We start from the raw sequence: 21,197 nt of genomic DNA on the forward strand, positions 1-21,197 counted from the left end.
CGACGGCGGGAGGGCCGTCAGCGCTTCAGGTTGACGAGCACGTCGAGGAGCTCGGAGCCGGTCTGGAAGACCTTGGAATTGGCGGTGTAGGAGCGCTGGCTCTCGATCATCGAGGTCAGCTCCGCGGCGAGGTCGACGTTGGACTGCTCGAGCGCGCCGGAGACGACGCCGCCGAGCCCGCCCTGGCCGGCGGTGCCGAGCTTCACGTCGCCCGATTCGAGCCCGAGCGAGTAGACGTTGCCGGCCTCCGGCGTGAGGTTGTCCGGGCTCGTCACGTCGGCGAGGGGCAATTGCCAGGTGGCGCGACGCTCGCCGTTCTCGAACACGGCGAAGACGATGCCCTCGTCGGAGATCTCGACGTCGCGAATGGCGGAGGGCGCGTTGCCGTTCACGGAGGCCTGCATGACCGTGTAATCGGAGGCGACCTGCGTCATGCCGGAGAGATCGAGATCGATCGCGGGCGCGTCGGTGCCCACCGCGGGGATGGCGATGACGGGATTTCCGACGACGCGGCCAGTGGCGGGATCGAAGTCGAAGGTGACGTTCGCCGTGTTGCCGTTGTCCCGGCGTGTCGCGGTGGCCGTCCAGGTGCTGACGACGTTGGGCGGGGCGGTCTCGGCGGTCTTCTCGAACGAGATGTCGTAGATCCGCTCGTTACCGAGATTGTCGTAGGTCACGAGGGAGGACACGACCGGCGTGGCGCCGACCGCGGTGCCCGAATCGAGGTTGGCGGAGAACACGCCCGTGGTGGAGGGCGTCGCCTCGAGGGCGGTCTGGCCGATGTTCACCGGCTGCAGGCCGCCGAGCCCGTTGATCACGACGGGCGCCGCCGTGCCGTCGATGGGCATGCCCATCAGCTTGAAGCCCGCCGCGTTGACGAGCTCGCCCTCCCCGTTCGGCACGAACGAGCCGGCGCGCGTCAGGTAGGGCGTGCCGTCGCCGTCGGAGACGACGAAGAAGCCCCGGCCCTCGATGGCGAGGTCTGTGGAGGAGGTGGTGAAGACCTTCGCCCCCTCCTGGCTGATGGCGTAGCGCACGTTCGGCGTCACGCCGCCGGACGTGTACTGGCCCGAGCCGTTGCCGAGGATCAGCGACGAGAACTCCGTCTGCGCGCGCTTGTAGCCGTTGGTGTTGGCGTTGGCGATGTTGTCGGCGACCGTCGCGAGCTTCGACGACTGCGCCGCCATGCCCGACACGCCCGTGCGCATCACTCCGTAGAGGCTCATCGTTCATTCTCCACGCATGGAAGAGGATCGTTGCCCCGGATGAGACGCCGGGGAGCTTGCGCGTGGCTGGTGCGCGGGGCGAAGGCCGCGCCGGCCCGCCCGGACGGCCGGATCTTGACGTCGTAGATTTTATACAATCTACTTCGCACGTCTCGGGAGGAGCGTGCGATGGGCGGCAGGATCGGGTGGCGGGGCGTCTTTCCCGCGGTGACGACGCAGTTCCGGGAGGATTTCTCGCTCGACGCGCCCGCGACGCATCGCGTGATCGCGGCGCTGGTCGAGGACGGCGTGTCCGGGCTCATCGTCGGCGGGACGGTGGGCGAGAACTGCTCGCTGACGCCGTCGGAGAAGCGCACCATCATGGAGGTGGCGAAGGACGCCGCAGGCGGGCGCGTGCCCGTGATCGCGGGGGTGGCCGAATTCACCACCGCCTTCGCCGTCGAGACCGCGCGCGAGGCCCGCGCCGCGGGCGTCGACGGCATCATGGTGATGCCGGCTCTGGTCTACTCGGCGAAGCCCTTCGAGACGGCGGCGCATTTCCGCGGCGTCGCCACGGCCGTCGACCTGCCGGTGATGGTCTACAACAACCCGCCGATCTACAAGAACGACGTCACGCCAGAGATCCTCGCCACGCTCGCCGATTGCGAGACGGTGGTCGCCTTCAAGGAATCGTCGGGGGACACCCGCCGCTTCGTCGACCTGCGCAATCTCGTCGGCGACCGCTTCACGCTCTTCGCCGGGCTCGACGACACCGTGCTCGAGAGCGTGGTGCTGGGCGCCGAGGGCTGGGTGTCGGGCATGTCGAACGCCTTCCCGAAGGAAGGCGAGACGCTGTTCCGCCTGGCGCGCGACGGGCGCTACGCGGAGGCGATGCCGCTCTACGAATGGTTCATGCCGCTCCTCCACCTCGACGCGCGGGCGGATCTCGTCCAGTGCATCAAGCTGTGCGAGCACGTGATGGGCCGCGGCACGCACGTCACCCGCCCGCCGCGCCTGCCGCTCACGCAGGCCGAGCGTGGCGAGGTCGAGGCGATCATGCGCCGGGCGCTCGAGACGCGCCCCGCGCTTCCCGACGTCGGCCTCTGACACCCCGTTCTAGAGGACTCACAGTGGCGCGCCACACCTTCTACTGCATCGACGGTCACACCTGCGGGAACCCGGTGCGCGTCGTCGCCGGCGGCAGCGTTCCGCGGCTCGAGGGCGCGAGCATGTTCGCGCGCCGCCAGCATTTCCAGGCCGAGTTCGACTTCATCCGCACGGGACTGATGTTCGAGCCCCGCGGCCACGACATGATGTCGGGCACGATCCTCTATCCCCCGACGCGGCCCGATTGCGACGTGGGCCTCCTCTTCATCGAGACGACCGGCTGCCTGCCCATGTGCGGCCACGGCACGATCGGCACGGTCACGGCCATCATCGAGCACGGGCTCGTGACGCCCCGCGAGCCGGGGCTCTTGCGCCTCGACACGCCGGCCGGCCTCGTCGAGGCGCGCTACGTCATGGACGGGCCCTACGTCGCCTCGGTCAAGCTCACGAACGTGCCGTCCTTCCTGCTGGGGCGCGGCTACGAGGTCGAGGTCGAGGGGCTCGGCACGCTCGCCGTCGACGTCGCCTATGGCGGGAATTTCTACGCCATCGTCGAGCCGCAGCCGCTCTTCCGGGACCTCGAGGACCTCCAGCCCTCCGACATCCTGCGCCACAGCCCGCGCCTGCGCGCCGCCTTCAACGCGCGCTACGCCATCGCGCATCCCGAGAACCCGGCGATCGACCGGCTCACCCACGTGCTCTGGACGGGTGCGGCGAAGACGCCTCGAGGCAGCGCCCGCAACGCCGTCTTCTACGGCGACAAGGCCATCGACCGCTCGCCCTGCGGCACCGGCACCTCGGCGCGCATGGCCCAGCTCGCCGCCACGGGGCGCCTGCGGGAGGGCGAGGATTTCGTGCACGAGAGCATCATCGGCTCGATCTTCACGGGGCGCATCGAGGGCCGCACCCGCGTCGGCGAGCGCGAGGCGATCGTGCCCTCGATCGAGGGCTGGGCGCGGATCACGGGGCAGAACGCCATCACGCTGGACGATCGCGACCCGTTCGTCGCCGGCTTCTCGCTCGCGGACACGAGCGGATGAGCGCGACCACCGCCCTGCGCACCCGCGACGCCGCCGGTCCGCTCGGCGCCCGCACGATCGCCGCGCGCGTGGCCCACGAGCTGCGCCGGCGCATCCTCGCGGGCGAGATCGAAGCCGGCGTGCAGCTCAAGCAGGACGCGCTCGCGAGCGAGCTCGGCGTCAGCCGCATCCCCATCCGCGAGGCGCTGGTCCAGCTCGAGAGCGAGGGGCTCGTGCGCATCGCACCCCATCGCGGGGCCGTCGTCTCCGAGCTCTCGGCGGCGGAGGTGGAGGAGCTGTTCGACCTGCGCGCGCTCATCGAGCCGCGCCTCCTCGCCCGCTCGGCCCCGCGGCTCACGGCGGAGGATTTCGCCGCGCTCGACGCCATCCTCGCCGAATATTGCGAGGAGATGCGCACCGACGACCCCAGCCGCTGGGGCGCGCTCAACACGCGCCTGCACGGGCTGCTCTACAGCCGTGCCGATCAGCCGCGTACGGAGGCGATCGTCGCGACGCTCCTGCAGAGCACCGACCGCTACACCCGCATCGACATCGCCTTCGCCGACGGGCGGGCGCGGGCCGAGGCGGACCACGCCGCCCTCGTGGCCCTGTGCCGCGCGGGCGCCGTCGAGGAGGCCTGCGCGCTCCTCGCACGCCACATCGACACGGCACGGGGCGCGCTCGTCGCTCTGTTCGAGAGCCCGCCGGCTGGCGGTGCGCGGCCTTCGAGACCTTGAGGACGGACCCATGAAGATCACCGGCATCCTCGCCTGGCAGGTGGACCTGCCCTTGAAGGAAGGCCGCTACGGCTGGTCGAACGACAATTCCGTGGAGGTCTTCGATTCGACCGTCGTCGCGGTGGAGACCGATGCCGGCATTACGGGCTATTCCGAATGCTGCCCGCTGGGCTCGGCCTATCTGCCGGCCTACGCCAAGGGCGTGCGCGCGGGCCTCGCGGAGATCGCACCCAAGCTCGTCGGCCTCGACCCGCGCGATCTCGGCACGCTGAACCGGCGCATGGACGCGGCGCTGCGCGGCCATCCCTACGTCAAGGCCCCCGTCGACATCGCCTGCTGGGACGTTCTCGGGAAGGTCGCGGGGCTGCCCGTCTACCGTCTCCTCGGCGGCGCCGAGCAGGACGAGGTCGCGCTCTACCGCGCCATCTCGCAGGACACGCCCGACGCCATGGCGGCCTCCGTCGCCGCCTATCGCGCGGAGGGCTACACGAAGTTCCAGCTCAAGGTCGGCGGCGCGGTCGAGGACGACATCACCCGCATCCGCGCCTGCCGCGCCGTGCTCGATCGCGGCGAGCTCCTCATCGCCGACGCCAATACCGGCTGGACGCGCCCCGAGGCCGCCCGCGTCGCGGCGGCGGTCGCGGATCTCGACGTCGTCATCGAGCAGCCCTGCGCCACCTTCGAGGAATGCCTCTCGATCCGCCGGCGCACGCGCCTGCCCTTCGTCCTCGACGAGGTGATCACCGGCTTCGACAGCCTGATGCGCCTCCTCGCGGAGGACGCGGCGGATGCGATCAACCTGAAGATCTCCAAGGTCGGCGGCCTCACCAAAGCCCGGCTGATCCGCGACGCCTGCATCGCCGCGAACCTGCCCATGACGATCGAGGACACCTGGGGCGGCGACATCGTGACCGCGGCGATCGCCCACCTCGCCCGCTCGACGCCCGCCGAGCTCACCTATTCCGCGACCGACTTCAACAGCTACGTGACGACCTCCATCGCGGAGGGCGCGCCCCGACGCGTCGGCGGCACCATGACGGCAGCCGACCGCCCGGGGCTCGGCGTCACGCCGCGCATGGAGGTGCTCGGCGAGCCGGTGCTGGTGGTTCGGTGAGGGGGCGCTGCACAGGCCGCTCCCACCCTCTCGTCCTCCCCCTTCCCTCGGCCGCGCTTCTCCCCTAAGACCTCTCCCAGGAGCGCGCGCCCATGTCCCACAACACGTTCGGCCATCTCTTCCGCGTCACCACCTTCGGCGAGAGCCACGGGCCGGCGCTCGGCTGCGTGGTGGACGGGTGCCCGCCGGGCCTCGCGCTCACCGCCGAGGAGATCCAGGCCGAGCTCGACCGGCGTCGGCCGGGGCAGTCGCGCTTCACGACGCAGCGCCGCGAGCCCGACGCCGTGAAGATCCTCTCGGGCGTCTTCCAGGACGAGCGGATGGCGGCCCAGGTCACCACCGGCACGCCGATCGCCCTCGTGATCGAGAACGTCGACCAGCGCTCCAAGGACTATTCCGAGATCCGCGACAGCTACCGCCCGGGCCATGCGGATTTCGCCTACGACGTGAAGTACGGCGTGCGCGACTATCGCGGCGGCGGGCGCTCCTCGGCGCGCGAGACGGCGGCGCGCGTCGCCGCCGGCGCCATCGCCCGCAAGGTCGTGCCCGGCATGGTCGTGCGCGGCGCGCTCGTGCAGATCGGCCCGCACGCAATCGACCGCGCGGCGTGGGACTGGGAGGAGGTCTCCCGCAACCCCTTCTTCTGCCCGGACGCGAAGGCGGCGGCGCTCTGGGCGGATTATCTCGACGGCATCCGCAAGAGCGGCTCGTCGGTGGGCGCCGTCGTCGAGATCGTGGCGGAGGGCGTGCCGCCGGGGCTCGGCGCGCCGATCTACGGCAAGCTCGACGCCGAGCTCGCCGGCGCGCTCATGTCGATCAACGCCGTCAAGGGCGTGGAGATCGGCGAGGGCTTCGCCGCCGCGGCCCTCACCGGCGAGGAGAACGCCGACGAGATGCGCCCGGGCAATGCGGGCGCGCCGACCTTCCTCTCCAATAGGGCCGGCGGCGTGCTCGGCGGCATCTCCACCGGCCAGCCGGTGGTGGCGCGCTTCGCCGTGAAGCCCACCTCCTCCATCCTGACGCCGCGCGCCTCCGTGACGCGGCAGAACGGCGAGACCGACGTCCTCACCAAGGGCCGCCACGACCCCTGCGTCGGCATCCGCGCGGTGCCCGTGGGCGAGGCGATGGTGGCATGCGTCCTCGCCGACCATTATTTGCGCCACAGGGGACAGGTCGGCGCCGTCCGCGACTGGCCTCTCGAGCGTCCCTTCGGCTAAGACGAGCGCGGCCCGCGAAGCGGCCCGTCCGGGAAGAGCACCATGCCCCAATCCGTCACCGACGCCATCGAAGCCTTCGCCCGCGGCGAGATCGTCATCGTCACGGACGACGACGATCGCGAGAACGAGGGCGACCTCATCGTCGCCGCCTCGCTCTGCACGCCCGAGAAGATGGCCTTCATCATCCGCAACACCTGCGGCATCGTCTGCGCCCCGCTGACGCGCTCGCAAGCCCGGCGGCTGCGGCTCGACCCGATGGTGGCGACGAACGACGCGCCGCTCGGCACCGCCTTCACGGTCTCCGTCGACGTCCGCCACGGGCTCACCACCGGCATCTCCGCCGAGCAGCGCTGCAACACCGTGCGCGCGCTCGCCAACGGCAACATGGGCGCCGAGGACTTCGTGCGCCCGGGCCACGTCTTCCCCCTCGTCGCCAAGGAAGGCGGCGTGCTGATGCGCTCGGGCCACACCGAGGCGGCGGTGGACCTGTGCAAGCTCGCGGGCCTGCCCGAGGTCGGCGTGATCTGCGAGCTCGCCAACGACGACGGCACGGTGATGAAGGGCGACCAGATCGTCGCCTTCGCGCAGACGCACGGCCTCAAGCGCGTCTCCGTCGCCGACATGATCGCCTATCGCCAGCGCCGGGAGCGGCTGGTCGAGCGCGTCGGCACCTTCCCCGTCGAGACCCGCTACGGCCAGATGACGGGCTACGCCTACACCACGCCCTTCGACGCCGTGCAGCATTTCGCCCTCGTCCACGGCCGCATCGGCGACGGCAAGGGCGTGCTTGCCCGCCTGCACCGGGCGAACGTCGTCTCCGACGTGTTCGGGCCCACCGGCTCGGTCGATCGCGCGCTGGCGCGCTTCGCGGCGGAGGGCCGCGGCGTCCTCGTCTACCTGCGCGAGGGCACGGCCGGCGTGCCGCTGACCTCGTTCTCCGAGGACGCGAGCCGCTCGGAGGCCGAGCGCAACACCGCCTGGCGCGAGGTCGGCCTCGGCGCGCAGATCCTGCGCGACCTCGGCGTCACCTCGATCCGCAACCTCGCGAGCTCCTCGCGCTCCTACGTCGGCCTCGCGGGCTTCGGCATCGCGCTGGACGAGACCGTGCCGCTCGACGGGTGAGGGAGTGCACGCGCGCTTTCGCGCTCCGCGCCCTCGCCGGGCGGGGGCGCGGCGTGGTAGCGCTGTGGCATGAACGCCGCCACCTCCCCCGCCTCCTCGGACGTCATCGACGCACGCCCCGCCTGGATCAGGCTCGCCATCGCCGTGTGCCTGTCCTCGCTCGGCGGGGTGGGGATGTGGTCCGTCGTCGTGGTGATGCCGGCGGTGGAGGCGACCTTCGAGGCCAGCCGCGCCTCGTCCGCCCTCGCCTACACGGTCCTGATGCTCGCCTTCGCCGGCGGCGGCGTCGCCATGGGGCGCATCGCCGACCGCACCGGCATCGTCCCGCCGCTGATCGCGGGGGCGCTCCTGCTGGCGACCGGCTACGCCGCGAGCGCGGCGGCGCCCTCGCTGCTGCTCTTCGTGGCGTCGCACGCCCTCGTCGGGCTCGGCGCCTCGGCGACGCTGGGCCCGCTCATCGCCGAGGTCTCGCACTGGTTCCGGCGCCGCCGCGGCATCGCCGTGGCGATCTGCGCGGCGGGCAACTACGTCGCCGGCGCGATCTGGCCGCCGATCGTCCAGAGCCTCGTCGAGACGAGCGGCTGGCGCACCACCCATCTCGTCGTCGCGGGCGTGCTCTTATGCACCATGATCCCGCTCGCGCTGACGCTGCGCCGGCGCGCGCCCGTCGCGGCCCAGAGCGAGGCGCACGTCGCTCCGCCGGGGCGCGCGGCGCTGGGGCTCTCGACGAACGCGCTCACCGCGCTCCTCTTCGTCGCGGGTATCGCCTGCTGCGTCGCCATGGCCATGCCGCAGGTCCACATCGTGGCCTATTGCGCGGAGCTCGGCTTCGGCACGGGCGCGGGCGCGCAGATGCTCTCGCTCATGATGCTCTTCGGCATCGTCAGCCGTATCGCGTCCGGCTTCATCGCCGACAGGATCGGCGGGCTCGCGACGCTGCTTCTCGGCTCGACGCTGCAGGCCCTGGCGCTCCTCCTCTACATGCTGGTGGACGGCCTCGCCGCGCTCTACGTCGTGTCGGCGCTGTTCGGGCTGTTCCAGGGCGGCATCGTGCCGAGCTACGCCATCGTCGTGCGCGAATATTTCCCGCCGGCGGAGGCGGGCATGCGGGTGGGGCTCGTCCTCATGGCGACGATCCTGGGCATGGCCTTCGGCGGCTGGCTGTCGGGGGCGATCTTCGACGCGACCGGCGCCTATTCCTACGCCTTCCTCAACGGGCTCGCCTGGAACCTCCTCAACATGGGCGTCATCGCCATGCTGCTGATGCGCCGGGGACGACGCCTCGTTCCGGCCTGAGCGGCAGACGGGCCGAATGCGGGCTTGAATCTCTCGGCGCACGCGGGTATATCACGCGTCGTCAGCTCTGGTAGCGGCGTGAGAGCGTCGCCTCGCGGGAGTGGGCCCTGACCGGGTCCGCTCCTTTCTCATATGCGGCGGGACGATCTCCCGTCCCGGAGGCCACCGGAGCGACGCGCGGGGCCCTCCCGCGAGACACGATCTTTCGTACGCGAGAGGAAGCGCGCCGTCGTGGCGGACAGACTTGAAGAACGCCTCATCACCGAGACCGGCCTCGCCGCCCGCGTGGCCGCGATCGTCGAGCCCGTGATCGTGGATCTCGGCTACCGCCTCGTGCGGGTGAAGATCTCGAGCCAGAACGGCTGCACCGTGCAGATCATGGCCGAGCGGCCGGACGGCACGATGGGCGTGGACGATTGCGAGGCGGTGAGCCGTGCGATCTCGCCGGCGCTCGACGTCGACGACCCGATCACCACGGCGTACAATCTCGAGGTCTCCTCGCCCGGCATCGACCGGCCGCTGGTGCGCCCGGGCGACTTCCTGCGCTGGGCCGGCCACGAGGCGAAGGTCGAGATGGCCCGCCCGGTCGGCGCCCGCAAGCGCTTCCGCGGCCTCGTTCGCGGCGTGGACGGCGACGACGCGCTCATCGAGCTTGCCGACGCCCCCGACGGCGTCGACCGCATCGCGCGCCTGCCGCTCGACGACATCGGCGAGGCGCGCCTCGTGCTCACCGACGACCTCGTGCGCGAATCGCTCCGGCGCGGCACCGCTCCCTCCGCGGACGGCGCCGACGAGACGATCGAGGGCGAGGAGGAGGACGAGGCCGAGAGCCCCGCTTCCGTGGACAACGACAACGACCCTTCCGTGAAGGAGTGATACGCGATGGCCGTCAGCGCCAATAGGCTCGAGCTCTTGCAGATCGCCGACGCGGTGGCCCGCGAGAAGGTGATCGACCGCCAGATCGTGCTCGCCGCGATGGAGGACGCCATCCAGAAGGCGGCCCGCTCGCGCTACGGCAGCGAGACCGAGGTGCGCGCGGAGATCAACCCGAAGACCGGCGAGATCGCCCTCTCGCGCTTGCTCCACGTGGTGGAGGCGGTGGAGAACGACGCCACCGAGATCACGCTCGACGAGGCGCGCCGCCGCAACCCGGCCGCCATGATCGGCGACTTCATTTCCGAGGCCTTGCCACCCTTCGACTTCGGCCGCATCGCCGCGCAATCGGCCAAGCAGGTCATCGTGCAGAAGGTGCGCGACGCCGAGCGAGACCGCCAGTACGACGAGTTCAAGGACCGCGTGGGCGAGATCGTCAACGGCCTCGTCAAGCGCGTCGAATACGGCAACGTCATCGTCGATCTCGGCCGCGCCGAGGCGATCGTGCGCCGCGACGAGCTGATCCCGCGCGAGACCTTCCGCCCCGGCGACCGGGTGCGCGCCTATCTCTACGACGTGCGCCGCGAGACGCGCGGGCCGCAGATCTTCCTGTCGCGCACGCATCCGCAGTTCATGGCGAAGCTGTTCGCCCAGGAGGTGCCGGAGATCTACGACGGCATCGTCGAGGTCCGCGCGGTGGCCCGCGACCCCGGGTCGCGTGCCAAGATCGCCGTGATCTCGCGCGACAGCTCCATCGACCCCGTCGGCGCCTGCGTCGGCATGCGCGGCTCGCGCGTGCAGGCGGTCGTGGGCGAGCTGCAGGGCGAGAAGATCGACATCATCCCCTGGTCTCAGGACGAGGCGACGTTCATCGTCAACGCCCTCCAGCCGGCGGAAGTGGTCAAGGTCGTGCTCGACGAGGACAGCGAGCGTATTGAAGTCGTGGTCCCCGATGACCAATTGAGTCTTGCGATCGGGCGTCGCGGCCAGAACGTGCGCCTCGCCTCGCAGCTCACCGGCTGGGACATCGACATCCTGACCGAGGCCGAGGAATCGGAGCGCCGCCAGAAGGAATTCACCGAGCGCACCAACCTCTTCATGGATGCGCTCGACGTCGACGAGGTGGTGGGCCAGCTCCTCGCCTCCGAGGGCTTCCGCAACATCGAGGAGATCGCCTACGTCGATCTCGGCGAGATCGCCTCGATCGAGGGCTTCGACGAGGAGACGGCGCAGGAGATCCAGATGCGCGCCAACGAGCATCTGGAGAAGATCGAGGCCGAGAACGAGGAGAAGCGCATCGCGCTCGGCGTCGCCGACGAGCTGCGCGAGGTCGAGGGCATCACGAGCGGCATGCTCGTCGCGCTCGGCGAGAACGACGTGAAGTCCATGGAGGACCTCGCGGGCTGCGCCACCGACGACCTCGTCGGCTACACCGAAGGGCGCGGGGCCGAGGCCAAGCGCCACCCGGGCTTCCTCGACGGCTTCGAGCTGTCGCGGACCGACGCCGAGACCATGATCATGGACGCGCGCGTGCGCGCCGGCTGGATCGAGGCACCGGTCGTGGAGGAGCCCGAGGAGGAATATTCCGAGGACGACTACGCCGACGGCGGCGCGGCCGAGGAGGTTTTCGCCGAGGCCGGCGACGGCGAAACGACCGAGGCCGAGACGACCGACGCCGAGGCGGACGAGCCCGAGACGGAGGCGGCCGACGCCGCGACCGACGAGACGGGCGACACCGAGGCGCAGGCCCGCCAGGAGGGCTGAGGCTCTCTCTCGGGGTCGAGACATGAACGGGTCCGTGCCGACGGCACGGGCGAGGAGACGAGGAGCGGGGTTCGCGCGACGTGAGCGAGACGACGGGTCAGGATCGGGCGCATGCCGGCGAGAAGGCCGGCAGGGCCGCGCCGCGGCGCACCTGCGTCGCGACCCGGGAGGTCCGCTCCCCCGACGAGCTCGTCCGCTTCGTCGCCTCGCCGGACGGCGTGGTGACGCCGGACCTCAAGCGCAAGCTGCCCGGCCGGGGCGTGTGGGTCTCGGCCAGGCGCGAGGCGGTGGAGACGGCGGTGAAGCGCCGTCTCTTCGCCAGGGGGCTCAAAGCCTCCGTCACGGTTCCGGAGGACCTCGCGGCCGCGATCGACGCGGCGCTCGTGGAGGACCTCCGCCAGGGGCTCGCCCTCGCCAACAAGGCGGGGCGGGTCGTCACGGGCTTCGACACGGTGGTGAAGACCGTCGGCTCGAAGACCGTCGTCGTCCTCGTCCACGCCTCCGAGGCGGCCGAGGACGGCAAGAGAAAGATCGCGCAGGCGTTGCGACGGCGCCTGGGGGACGCTTCCGAGCGGGTCCCGATCGTGACGGCGCTCGCCGGCCACGATTTGGATTTGGCTTTGGGGCGGTCTCATGTGATACATGCAGCCCTCGTCGCGGGCGCCGGAAGTCGTATCTTCCTGGAGCGCTGGCGGCGGCTATGCGTCTATCGCGGAACCATCGCCATGAATGCCGCGCCCCTCGACCCCGAGGGCGCCGGCCTCGACGACGAGACGAACCCGCAGGATCGTGAGCGGAATGAGTGATACCAAGACCCCGGGCGACAAGACGCTGCACGCGCCGCAGAAGACCCTGAGCATCAAGCCCCGCATCGAGCAGGGCACGGTGCGTCAGAGCTTCTCGCACGGCCGCACCAAGCAGGTCGTCGTCGAGCGCAAGCGCGGCACCCGCCCGCCCGCGGAGACGGCGAAGGAGGCGGCGGCACCCGCCGCCAAGCCCGCCGCGCCGCAGGCGCCGGCGGCCAAGCCCGCACGCCCGGGAACGCCCACGCGCCCCGGCGCTCAGGTGCTGCGCACCCTCTCCGAGAGCGAGCGCGACGCCCGCGCGGCCGCGCTCCAGGACGCGCGTCGTCGCGAGGAGGACGAGCGTCGCCGGCAGGAGGAGGAGCGCCGTCGCGAGGCCGAGGCGAAGGCCCGCGCCGAGGCGGAGGCCCGTGACGCCCAGGCGCGCGACGAGGCCGCGCGTGCCGAGGCCGCCCGCGCCGAGGAGGCCCGTGCTCGCGAGGCGCAAGAGAGCGCTCAGGAGAACGCCCGCCGCGAAGCCGAGGCCACCGGGGCCGAAGCCGCTCCGGCGAGCGCGCCCGACGCTCCGGCCACGCAGGCCCCGGCCGCGCAGGCACCCGCGCCCGCCGCTCGGGCGTCCGCGTCCGCCACGCCGGCGCAGCGTCCCGCTCCCCGCAGCGCCGCGGAGCGTCCGGCCGTACGCGCCACGGCGCCGCGTCCCGGCATGCCCACGCGGACCGTCATCCCGCGCGTGGACGCCCGCAAGCCCGCGAGCCTCGACCACATGGCCCGCCCGGCTCCCGAGCCGGAGCCGCCGAAGGCCGAGCCCACCGCCGTCGCCGCCAAGCCCGCCGCGAAGGCGGACGCTCCCGCGACCGCCCGGGCGACCCCCGGCGCGGCTTCGCCCGCGCGTGGTCGTCCCGCCGCGGCTCCCGCCGAGGACGAGGCGCCCCGCGGCCGCAAGGGCGCGCCCAAGGCGCCGCCGGCTCCCAAGGCGACCAAGGGCGGCGAGGATCGCCGCCGCGGCCGCCTGACGGTGACGAAGGCGCTCGCCGGGGACGAGGAGCGCACGCGCTCCGTCGCCTCCTTCAAGCGCCGCATGCAGCGCCTGCAGGGCAAGGGCCAGTCCGCCGACCGCGAGAAGATCTCGCGCGAGGTCGTCGTGCCCGAGACCATCACCATCCAGGAGCTGGCCAACCGCATGGCCGAGCGCGCCGTGGACGTCATCCGCCTTCTGATGAAGCAGGGCGAGATGTACAAGATCACCGACGTGGTCGATGCCGACACGGCGCAGCTCGTGGCGGAGGAGATGGGCCACACGGTCAAGCGCGTGGCGGAATCCGACGTCGAGGAGGGCCTGTTCTCCGAGGCCGACGCCGCCGAGACCCTGCGTCAGCGCCCGCCCGTCGTGACCATCATGGGCCACGTCGACCACGGCAAGACGTCGCTCCTCGATGCGATCCGCAAGACCAACGTGGTCGCGGGCGAGGCCGGCGGCATCACGCAGCACATCGGCGCCTACCAGGTGACGAGCCCGTCGGGCGGCAAGATCTCCTTCATCGACACCCCCGGTCACGCGGCCTTCACGGCCATGCGCGCCCGCGGTGCGAAGGTGACGGACATCGTCGTCCTCGTGGTGGCGGCCGACGACGGCGTCATGCCGCAGACGATCGAGGCGATCTCCCACGCCAAGGCGGCCGGCGTGCCGCTGATCGTGGCGATCAACAAGATCGACAAGCCCTCCGCGGATCCGCAGCGGGTGCGTACCGAGCTCCTGCAGCACGACATCCAGGTGGAGTCGATGGGCGGCGAGACCCTCGAGTTCGAGGTCTCCGCCCTCACCCGCCAGGGTCTCGACGAGCTGCTCGAGGGCCTCGCGCTCCAGGCCGAGATCCTCGACCTGAAGGCGAACGCCGACCGCGCCGCGGAAGGCACCGTCGTCGAGGCGAAGCTCGATCGCGGTCGCGGCCCCGTGGCCACGGTCCTCGTCCAGCGCGGCACGCTGCGTACCGGCGACATCGTCGTCGCCGGCTCCGAGTGGGGTCGCGTCCGCGCGCTCGTGTCGGACATCGGCGAGCAGGTGAAGGAAGCCGGGCCGTCGGTCCCGGTGGAGGTGCTCGGCTTCAACGGCACGCCCGAGGCCGGCGATCGCGTCGCGGTCGTCGAGAACGAGGCGCGCGCCCGCGAGGTCACCGAGTACCGCGCCCGCCAGAAGCGCGAGCGGCTCTCCGCCCGCACCGGCGGCGCCACCCGCTCGCTCGCGGAGATGATGCGCGATCTCAAGGAGGGTGTCGGCCGCAAGGAGATGCCGCTCGTCGTCAAGGGCGACGTGCAGGGCTCCGTCGAGGCCATCCAGGGCGCTCTCGAGAAGATCGGCAACGACGAGGTCGCGGCCCGCATCATCCACGCCGGCGTCGGCGGCATCACGGAATCGGACGTCACCCTCGCGGAAGCGTCCAACGCCGTGGTCCTGGGCTTCAACGTACGCGCCCACAAGGAAGCGCGCGAGAGCGCCGAGCGCGTGGGCGTCGAGGTCCGCTACTACAACATCATCTACGACCTGGTGGACGACATCAAAGCCGTCATGTCGGGCATGCTCCCCCCGCAGCTCCGCGAGGAGCGGCTGGGCGAGGCGGAGATCCTCGAGGTCTTCGCCGTGTCCAAGGTGGGCAAGGTCGCGGGTTGCCGGGTGCAGGACGGCATCGTCCAGCGCGGGGCGCACGTGCGCCTCATCCGCGACAACGTCGTCATTCACGAGGGCAAGCTCTCCCAGCTCAAGCGCTTCAAGGACGACGCGCGCGAGGTGGTGGCCGGCCAGGAATGCGGCATGGCCTTCGAGAACTACCAGGACATGCGCAAGGGCGACGTCATCGAGTGCTACCTCGTCCACGAGGTGCGACGCACGCTCTGACGCCTCGCGCGTCCATCTCGGCTCCGCTCCGTGCCCTCGGCACGGGGCGCGCGGCCGAGCGAGACCTCACCCGCGCGGCGGCCCGCGTCCGAACCGCCGCGCCGCGCGGGCCGTTTTCGATCCATTGCTGCGTTCGGCCTCCACGCGTGAGCGGCGGGGCCGCGCAGCGCATTCGCGGGCCGCGTTCGCCCGCCGAGGAGGCGCATTGCCATGGCGAAGCGTTTCGAGACCGCCGGTCCGTCCCAGCGCCAGCAGCGCGTCGCGGAGCTCGTTCGCCACGCGCTTTCCGACGTGCTCACGCGCGGCGACCTGACGGATCCGGTGCTCACGACCCACGTCGTCACCATCCCCGAGGTCCGCATGTCGCCGGACCTCAAGCTCGCCACCGCCTACGTCATGCCGCTCGGCGGGCGTGACGAGAAGGCCGTGCTCGACGCCCTCGACCGCTCGAAGAAGCTGCTCCGCGGCGAGGTGGCACGGCGCGTGAACCTCAAGTTCGCCCCGGACCTGCGCTTCCGTCGCGACGAGAGCTTCGACGAGGCGGCGCGCATCGACGCGCTCCTGCGCTCCGAGACCGTGCGTCGCGACGTCGAGGCCGGCCGCGAGGGCGACGAGGACGAGCCCGACCTCGACGCCGACCCCGATTCCGGTGCCTGAACGACCGGCCCGAGCCGGCGACGATACCCCGCGTGCGAGCCGTCAGCGGCCGAGCCGAGACCGACCGATCATGGATTACGAGATGACCGACGAGACGAAGAGCGCCGCCACGACCGACGAGCGTCCCGCGCGCCAGAGGGACCGCCGCGGACCGCGGCCCGACCGGCCCAAGCGCCGGGACGTGAACGGCTGGGTCGTCCTCGATAAGGCGGTCGGCATCACCTCGACCCAGGCCGTGGCGATGGTCAAGCGCGCCTTCAACGCCAAGAAGGCGGGCCACGCCGGCACGCTCGACCCGCTCGCGTCGGGCATCCTGCCGATCGCGCTGGGCGAGGCGACGAAGACCGTTCCCTTCGTCATGGACGGCCGCAAGGCCTATCTCTTCACCGTCAGCTGGGGCGTGGAGACCGACACCGACGACGCCGAGGGGCAGGTCGTCGGCCGCTCGGACGCGCGTCCGGCGCCGGCCGAAATCGAGGCGATCCTGCCCGACTTCATCGGCGAGATCATGCAGGTGCCCCCGCGCTTCTCGGCCATCAAGATCGCGGGCGAGCGCGCCTACGACCTCGCCCGGGACGGCGAGGCGGTGGAGCTCGTGGCGCGTCCCGTGGAGATCGACCGGCTCTCCCTCGTGGCGCATACGGGCGACACGTCCGTGTTCGAGGCCGAATGCGGGCGCGGCACCTACGTCCGCGCGCTCGCCCGCGATTTCGGGCGCCGGCTCGGCTGCCTCGGCCACGTCTCGTCGCTTCGCCGCACCCGCGTCGGCCCCTTCACCGAGGAGGACACGGTGGAGGCCGAGGATCTCGAGGCCTTCCGCGTCGCCTTCGAGGCGGGCGAGAACCCGGTGCTCGAGGACCTCGTCCTGCCGGTCCAGACCGCGCTCGGGGAGATCGACCAGGTTCCGGTCTCGCGCGACGCCGCCGCGCGCCTGATGCGCGGCCAATCCGTGATCCTGCGCGGGCGCGACGCGCCGATCGAGGGCCAGGCCTACGCCACCTTCAACGGCGTTCTGGTCTCCACCGGCACGATCGAGCGCGGCGAGTTCCTGCCGCACCGGGTGTTCAACCTGAAGGCCTGACGCGGCCCCCCGGGTTCGCGAGGCGGACCCGGGGCTCTTCAACGTCAGCCCGGCTGCGGAGCGAGGCGCGCGACGGGCTTCTCCACGATGGGCAGGTTGATCAGCGCCGACGCGATGCCCAGCGCCACCGAGAACCACCAGACGATGGCGTAGCCGCCGGTCGCCTCGTAGAGCACGCCGCCGAGCAGCACGCCGAAGAAGCCGCCGAGCTGGTGGGAGAAGAAGGCGAAGCCGTAGAGCATCGCCATGTAGCGCGTGCCGAACATCACCATCACCAGCGAGGACGTCGGCGGCACGGTGGAGAGCCACAGGAGCCCGATCGTCACGCCGAAGACGAGCGCCGAGGCGGGCGAGGCCGGCACCAGGACGAAGGCGGCGATGGCGATGGCGCGCCCCAGATAGATCCAGGCGAGCAGGTAACGCTTGGGCATGCGCGTCGAGAGCCAGCCCGCGCCGAGCGACCCCACGGCGTTCGCGAGCCCGATCACGGCGAGCGTCCACCCGCCCACCGCCGCCGAAAGGCCCGCGTCCTTCAGATAGGCCGGCAGGTGCGCCGTGATGAAGGCGAGCTGAAAGCCGCAGGTGAAGAACCCCGTGACGAGGAGCACGTAGGAGCGGTGCCGGAAGGCCTCCGCCAGCGCCTGCGCGATAGACTGGCTGGGCCCCGCATCGGCCTTGGCGCCGCCGCCGGAGCCGCGGGTCGCCAGCAGCATCGAGAGCGGCAGCACGACGAGCATGATGGCGGAGAACCACAGGAGCGCGTCCTGCCAGCCGACCGCGTTGATGAGCGCGTTGCCGATGGGCGGGAACAGGAACTGGCCGAAGGAGCCGGCGGCGACGCCCATGCCGAAGGCCATCGGCCGCCATTCCTCGGGGAGCAGCTTGCCGAAGGCGCCGAGCACGAGGTTGAACGAGGCGCCAGCGAGCCCGAAGCCGATGAGCACGCCCGCTCCCATGTGCAGCATGAGCGGCGTCGAGGCCCAGGCCATGACGACGAGCCCGAGCGCATAGAGCACGGCGCCGATCATCAGGACGCGCACCGTGCCGAAGCGATCGGCCACCGCGCCGGCGAAGGGCTGGCCGATGCCCCAGAGCAGGTTCTGGATGGCGATGGCCAGCCCGAACGTGTCGCGCCCCCAGCCGTAATCCGTCGTCATCGGCACCTGGAACAGGCCCGCCGAGGCCCGCGGGCCGAAGGTCACGAGCGCGATCAGGCAGCCGGCGGCGATGACGACCTCGGGTGCGACGCGGCTCTCGCGCGGCGATGCTGCGGGGCCGGACATGGAGCGTGCCTCTTTCTCGGAGCGTTTCTCGAGCGTGAGAATATCGCGCCGCGCGCGCGTGGAAAGCGCATGGCATGCATGGCGCCCATCGACATCGATGATGACTCGCGCGCGCCGGTGCGGAACCGGAGCTTGGCCGCCCCCGTTCCCGACGACCCGACCCCGCGTGTCGTCGCGAAAGCCGAGGAGCCAAATCCCATGTCCGTCAGCCTGAAGCCGCTCGCGCATCAGATCGTCGTCGTCGCGGGCGCCGACGGAGCCGTGGGCCGGACGATCGCGCACGAGGCGGCGGCGCGAGGTGCGCGCCTCGTGCTGGCGGGACGCGACGGAGCCACGCTCGCGCGCCTCGCCGACGCGCTCGGCGGGGCCGGCACGCGGATTCTCACCGTCGAGACGACCCGCGCCGACGCGGACGACGCGCGCCGGACGGCGCAGGTGGCCGAGGCGGCGTTCGGCGGCTTCGACACCTGGATCGCGGCCCCGCTCGACGGCGAGAGTGACGGCGCCACGAGCGCGCTCGCCGCCGCGAGCCCCTCCGAGCGCCGGCGCCGCTTCGACGCCCTCGCCTGGGCCGCCATCGACGGCGCCTACGAGGCCGCGCGGCATCTGCGCCGGCGCGGCGGCGCGCTGATCGCCATCGAGCCGTTCGATCGTCCGGTGCGGGACGCGGGGCCGGTCGGCGCCGCGCGCGGTGCGCTGTCGGGCGCGATCTCCGGGCTGCGGCGCGACCTCGCCGCCGAGCGCGCGCCGATCTCCGTGACGCTGGTGCGCACCCACTTCGTCGCGGGCGATCCCGACGACGCGGCGCGCATCGCGCGTGCGGCGCTCCACGCGGCGGAGCATCCGCGCCGCAGCCTCGTCGTCACGGGCGGGACGCTCGCCGGCGGCGGAATGTCGGCACGGGTCTCGACGGGGCTTCTGGAGACGCAGCTTCATCCGCTCGCGGCGGCGGCTCTCGTCGCCGCCGGCGGGCTGGCGGTGGCGGGCCTCGCCATCGCCCTGCGCGGTCCCGTGCGAGACGGAGGCGCGCGTGATCCGCTGACCGAGGATCGCCGCTACGATGCCTGGCGTGCGGCGCGCCCGCTGCGTCGCGAGCGCGCCGCCACGCATCCCCGTGGGCCGCGACCGCCGGTCACGACCCACTGAGAACGAATCACCGCCCGATCAACGGCCGGTCTTCACGCGCGTCCAGGCGCGGGTGACGAAGCGCTGGGAGCGCGGGTCGTAGGCGGTGTTGATGAAGAGGTTCTCGATCGTGGCGTCGCTCGGGTAGACGCCGGGATCGTTCAGCACCGCCTCGTCGACGAACTCCTTGGCGGCGAGGTTGCCCGACGCGTAGGCGACGTAGTTCACGTTGGCGGCGGCGACCTCCGGGCGCATCATGTAGTCGATGAAGGCGTGCGCCTCTTCCACGTTCGGCGCGTCCGCGGGGATCGAGAACGAGTCGAACCACAACAGCGCACCCTCGTCGGGCACGATGTAGGCGATCTCGACGCCGTTGCCGGCCTCCTGCGCCCGCGCCTTGGCCTGCAGGACATCGCCGGAATAGCCCACCGCCACGCAGATGTCGCCGTTGGCGAGCGCGTTGATGTATTCCGACGAGTGGAACTTCTGCACGCTCGGCGCCATCGTCGCGAGCAGGTCCGCCGCCTGCTGCAAGTCGCCCTGGTCCTTCGAATCCGGATCGAGCCCGAGATAGTTGAGGGCGGTGGGGAAGATGTCCTCCGGCGCGTCGAGCACGTGGATGCCGCAATCGGCGAGCTTCGAGGCCACCTCGGGGTCGAATACGAGATCCCAGGTCTCGAGGTCCGCCTCCGGCCCCAGCCGCTCGCGCACGGCCTCGACGTTGATGCCGATGCCCGTCGTGCCCCACATGTAGTTCACGGCATGCGCGTTGCCGGGATCGTAGACCGCGAGCCGATCGGCGATCTGCGGCCAGGCGTTCTCCAGGTTGGGGATCTGCGCCTTGTCGAGGGGCGCGAACACGCCCGCCTGGATCAGGCGCTGCGTGAACGGGCCCGACGGCACCACGATGTCGTAGCCCGAGCGGCCGGCGAGCAGCTTCGTCTCGACGATCTCGTTGTTGTCGTAGGTGTCGTAGACCACCTCGATGCCTGTCTCGGCGGTGAAGTCCGCGAGCACCTGCGGGTCGATGTAGTCCGACCAATTGTAGACGTTGACCACGCGCTCCTGCGCGAGCGCGCCGCCCGTGGCGAGCGCCAGCGCGGACACGGAAACGAGCGCGCCCAGCGCCCGGCGGGTGGGGAGGAAACGACCCATCGCGTGCGGTCTCCCGATCTCAGGTTCGTGCGGGTGGAGGAATACGCGGCAGCGGTGCCGGCGCGCGAGGAAACGTAGGGGAGAGGGGGGTGGGGTGCAAGCGCTTACGCGAGGGGAACGTCGTTGCCACGATGAGCGGTGTGTGGTTACACTGCTCGCGTGATCCGGTCTTTTCGCCACAAGGGTCTGGAGCGTCTCTACGAGACCGGTGATCGCCGCCGGCTCGCGCCGGAGCACGTGGCGAAGGTCGAACGCGTGCTCGCTCGGCTCGACCAGGCGTCTCGCCCCGGCGACATGGATCTGCCCGGATACCGGCTCCATCCGCTGAAGGGGGATCTGGCAGGCTTCTGGTCGGTCACGATCTCGGCGAACTGGCGCCTCGTGTTCCGGTTCGAGGACGCAGACGCGTGGGATCTCGACCTGCTCGACTATCACTGAAGGCCATCCACATGCCGATGAAGCGACCGCCCCATCCCGGCCTCTCCGTACGCCACGACTGCCTGGAGCCTCTCGGGCTGGGCGTGACCGAGGCCGCACGTCGGCTCGGCGTGAGCCGCAGGCAGCTTTCGGACCTCGTCAACGGGCGCTCCGGCATCTCTCCGGAGATGGCCATCCGGCTGGACAAGGCCTTCGGCGGAGGCGCCGAGACCTGGTACCGCATGCAGGCGGCGTACGACATGGCGCGGGCGCTCGAGCATGCGGCCGAGATCCACGTCGAGCGCGTGGTCGCCTCGCACGAGGGTGTGTGA

Annotated in this window: 19 protein-coding genes; 16 read left to right on the forward strand and 3 right to left on the reverse strand. The window is 71.5% G+C overall.

The annotated features are described in order from the left end of the window. Positions 1 to 17: 17 nt before the first annotated feature. Entirely contained in the window at positions 18 to 1,226 is a 1,209-nt protein-coding gene (locus IEX89_RS09890) for a flagellar hook protein FlgE (protein WP_188912275.1), read from the reverse strand. A 168-nt stretch (positions 1,227 to 1,394) separates the two neighbouring features. Here IEX89_RS09890 and IEX89_RS09895 point away from each other — a divergent pair, with 168 nt between their 5' ends. The 13 genes from IEX89_RS09895 (at position 1,395) to truB (ending at position 16,885) form a co-directional block, all read left to right on the forward strand. Beyond that, positions 1,395 to 2,312, forward strand: a complete 918-nt coding sequence (locus IEX89_RS09895; RefSeq protein ID WP_188912277.1) for a dihydrodipicolinate synthase family protein — start codon at positions 1,395 to 1,397, stop codon at positions 2,310 to 2,312. A 23-nt stretch (positions 2,313 to 2,335) separates the two neighbouring features. After that, complete coding sequence (locus tag IEX89_RS09900; RefSeq protein WP_188912279.1) at positions 2,336 to 3,352, forward strand: 4-hydroxyproline epimerase; 1,017 nt, start codon at positions 2,336 to 2,338, stop codon at positions 3,350 to 3,352. Then, the gene (locus tag IEX89_RS09905) at positions 3,349 to 4,068 is read left to right on the forward strand and encodes a GntR family transcriptional regulator (RefSeq protein ID WP_188912281.1); all 720 of its coding nucleotides are present in this window, start codon (positions 3,349 to 3,351) and stop codon (positions 4,066 to 4,068) included. The genes IEX89_RS09900 and IEX89_RS09905 overlap by 4 nt, the downstream gene beginning before the upstream one ends. 10 nt (positions 4,069 to 4,078) lie before the next feature. Continuing rightward, positions 4,079 to 5,182 carry a cis-3-hydroxy-L-proline dehydratase gene (locus IEX89_RS09910; RefSeq protein WP_188912283.1) on the forward strand — a complete coding sequence of 368 codons (1,104 nt, stop codon included), beginning with the start codon at positions 4,079 to 4,081 and terminating at the stop codon, positions 5,180 to 5,182. A 92-nt stretch (positions 5,183 to 5,274) separates the two neighbouring features. Beyond that, the gene (aroC, locus tag IEX89_RS09915) at positions 5,275 to 6,399 is read left to right on the forward strand and encodes a chorismate synthase (RefSeq protein WP_188912292.1); all 1,125 of its coding nucleotides are present in this window, start codon (positions 5,275 to 5,277) and stop codon (positions 6,397 to 6,399) included. Between the two features lie 42 nt (positions 6,400 to 6,441). Beyond that, positions 6,442 to 7,521: a 3,4-dihydroxy-2-butanone-4-phosphate synthase gene (ribB, locus tag IEX89_RS09920; protein WP_188912294.1), complete on the forward strand. Its 1,080-nt coding sequence runs from the start codon at positions 6,442 to 6,444 to the stop codon at positions 7,519 to 7,521. 69 nt (positions 7,522 to 7,590) lie between these two features. Continuing rightward, positions 7,591 to 8,817 (forward strand): MFS transporter, encoded by a 1,227-nt coding sequence (locus IEX89_RS09925; protein WP_188912296.1) that lies wholly within the window; start codon positions 7,591 to 7,593, stop codon positions 8,815 to 8,817. 231 nt (positions 8,818 to 9,048) lie between these two features. Continuing rightward, on the forward strand, positions 9,049 to 9,693 hold the full coding sequence (rimP, locus tag IEX89_RS09930; protein WP_188912298.1) for a ribosome maturation factor RimP: 645 nt from the start codon (positions 9,049 to 9,051) through the stop codon (positions 9,691 to 9,693). 6 nt (positions 9,694 to 9,699) lie between these two features. After that, positions 9,700 to 11,454 (forward strand): transcription termination factor NusA, encoded by a 1,755-nt coding sequence (gene nusA, locus IEX89_RS09935; protein WP_188912300.1) that lies wholly within the window; start codon positions 9,700 to 9,702, stop codon positions 11,452 to 11,454. An 80-nt stretch (positions 11,455 to 11,534) separates the two neighbouring features. Continuing rightward, a complete protein-coding gene (locus tag IEX89_RS09940; protein WP_188912303.1) occupies positions 11,535 to 12,260 on the forward strand; it encodes an RNA-binding protein in 726 nt (241 codons plus the stop codon). Beyond that, positions 12,253 to 15,147, forward strand: a complete 2,895-nt coding sequence (infB, locus tag IEX89_RS09945; RefSeq protein WP_188912306.1) for a translation initiation factor IF-2 — start codon at positions 12,253 to 12,255, stop codon at positions 15,145 to 15,147. Before IEX89_RS09940 ends, infB begins: the two co-directional genes overlap by 8 nt. Positions 15,148 to 15,357: 210 nt before the next feature. Beyond that, positions 15,358 to 15,804 carry a 30S ribosome-binding factor RbfA gene (gene rbfA / locus IEX89_RS09950; RefSeq protein WP_188912307.1) on the forward strand — a complete coding sequence of 149 codons (447 nt, stop codon included), beginning with the start codon at positions 15,358 to 15,360 and terminating at the stop codon, positions 15,802 to 15,804. Between the two features lie 70 nt (positions 15,805 to 15,874). Beyond that, complete coding sequence (gene truB / locus IEX89_RS09955) at positions 15,875 to 16,885, forward strand: tRNA pseudouridine(55) synthase TruB (protein ID WP_188912309.1); 1,011 nt, start codon at positions 15,875 to 15,877, stop codon at positions 16,883 to 16,885. Between the two features lie 44 nt (positions 16,886 to 16,929). Here the strand turns inward: truB and IEX89_RS09960 are convergent, their stop codons facing one another. Next, positions 16,930 to 18,168, reverse strand: coding sequence for an MFS transporter (locus IEX89_RS09960; protein ID WP_188912311.1), 1,239 nt, complete (start codon positions 18,166 to 18,168; stop codon positions 16,930 to 16,932). A gap of 198 nt (positions 18,169 to 18,366) precedes the next feature. On the opposite strand from IEX89_RS09960, the gene IEX89_RS09965 reads away from it, so the two are divergent. Next, the gene (locus IEX89_RS09965) at positions 18,367 to 19,314 is read left to right on the forward strand and encodes an SDR family NAD(P)-dependent oxidoreductase (protein ID WP_188912313.1); all 948 of its coding nucleotides are present in this window, start codon (positions 18,367 to 18,369) and stop codon (positions 19,312 to 19,314) included. Between the two features lie 18 nt (positions 19,315 to 19,332). Here IEX89_RS09965 and IEX89_RS09970 read toward each other — a convergent pair whose 3' ends face one another. After that, the gene (locus tag IEX89_RS09970; protein WP_188912315.1) at positions 19,333 to 20,448 is read right to left on the reverse strand and encodes a polyamine ABC transporter substrate-binding protein; all 1,116 of its coding nucleotides are present in this window, start codon (positions 20,446 to 20,448) and stop codon (positions 19,333 to 19,335) included. 159 nt (positions 20,449 to 20,607) lie between these two features. Between IEX89_RS09970 and IEX89_RS09975 the strand changes: the two genes are divergently transcribed. Continuing rightward, positions 20,608 to 20,886: a type II toxin-antitoxin system RelE/ParE family toxin gene (locus IEX89_RS09975; RefSeq protein WP_188912318.1), complete on the forward strand. Its 279-nt coding sequence runs from the start codon at positions 20,608 to 20,610 to the stop codon at positions 20,884 to 20,886. A gap of 11 nt (positions 20,887 to 20,897) precedes the next feature. Beyond that, a complete protein-coding gene (locus tag IEX89_RS09980) occupies positions 20,898 to 21,197 on the forward strand; it encodes a HigA family addiction module antitoxin (RefSeq protein WP_188912319.1) in 300 nt (99 codons plus the stop codon).

This window comes from Salinarimonas ramus (genome assembly GCF_014645695.1).
GTDB classification, from domain to species: Bacteria; Pseudomonadota; Alphaproteobacteria; order Rhizobiales; family Beijerinckiaceae; genus Salinarimonas; species Salinarimonas ramus.

Excerpts from the sequence above, each read along its gene's own strand:
- IEX89_RS09980 (WP_188912319.1), top strand. The coding sequence starts at position 20,898 with ATGCCGATGAAGCGACCGCCCCATCCCGGCCTCTCCGTACGCCACGAC.
- aroC (WP_188912292.1), top strand. The coding sequence starts at position 5,275 with ATGTCCCACAACACGTTCGGCCATCTCTTCCGCGTCACCACCTTCGGC.
- IEX89_RS09970 (WP_188912315.1), bottom strand. The coding sequence starts at position 20,448 with ATGGGTCGTTTCCTCCCCACCCGCCGGGCGCTGGGCGCGCTCGTTTCC.
- IEX89_RS09905 (WP_188912281.1), top strand. The coding sequence starts at position 3,349 with ATGAGCGCGACCACCGCCCTGCGCACCCGCGACGCCGCCGGTCCGCTC.
- IEX89_RS09965 (WP_188912313.1), top strand. The coding sequence starts at position 18,367 with ATGTCCGTCAGCCTGAAGCCGCTCGCGCATCAGATCGTCGTCGTCGCG.
- nusA (WP_188912300.1), top strand. The coding sequence starts at position 9,700 with ATGGCCGTCAGCGCCAATAGGCTCGAGCTCTTGCAGATCGCCGACGCG.
- infB (WP_188912306.1), top strand. The coding sequence starts at position 12,253 with ATGAGTGATACCAAGACCCCGGGCGACAAGACGCTGCACGCGCCGCAG.
- truB (WP_188912309.1), top strand. The coding sequence starts at position 15,875 with ATGGATTACGAGATGACCGACGAGACGAAGAGCGCCGCCACGACCGAC.
- IEX89_RS09960 (WP_188912311.1), bottom strand. The coding sequence starts at position 18,168 with ATGTCCGGCCCCGCAGCATCGCCGCGCGAGAGCCGCGTCGCACCCGAG.
- IEX89_RS09925 (WP_188912296.1), top strand. The coding sequence starts at position 7,591 with ATGAACGCCGCCACCTCCCCCGCCTCCTCGGACGTCATCGACGCACGC.
- IEX89_RS09910 (WP_188912283.1), top strand. The coding sequence starts at position 4,079 with ATGAAGATCACCGGCATCCTCGCCTGGCAGGTGGACCTGCCCTTGAAG.
- ribB (WP_188912294.1), top strand. The coding sequence starts at position 6,442 with ATGCCCCAATCCGTCACCGACGCCATCGAAGCCTTCGCCCGCGGCGAG.
- IEX89_RS09895 (WP_188912277.1), top strand. The coding sequence starts at position 1,395 with ATGGGCGGCAGGATCGGGTGGCGGGGCGTCTTTCCCGCGGTGACGACG.
- IEX89_RS09890 (WP_188912275.1), bottom strand. The coding sequence starts at position 1,226 with ATGAGCCTCTACGGAGTGATGCGCACGGGCGTGTCGGGCATGGCGGCG.
- rbfA (WP_188912307.1), top strand. The coding sequence starts at position 15,358 with ATGGCGAAGCGTTTCGAGACCGCCGGTCCGTCCCAGCGCCAGCAGCGC.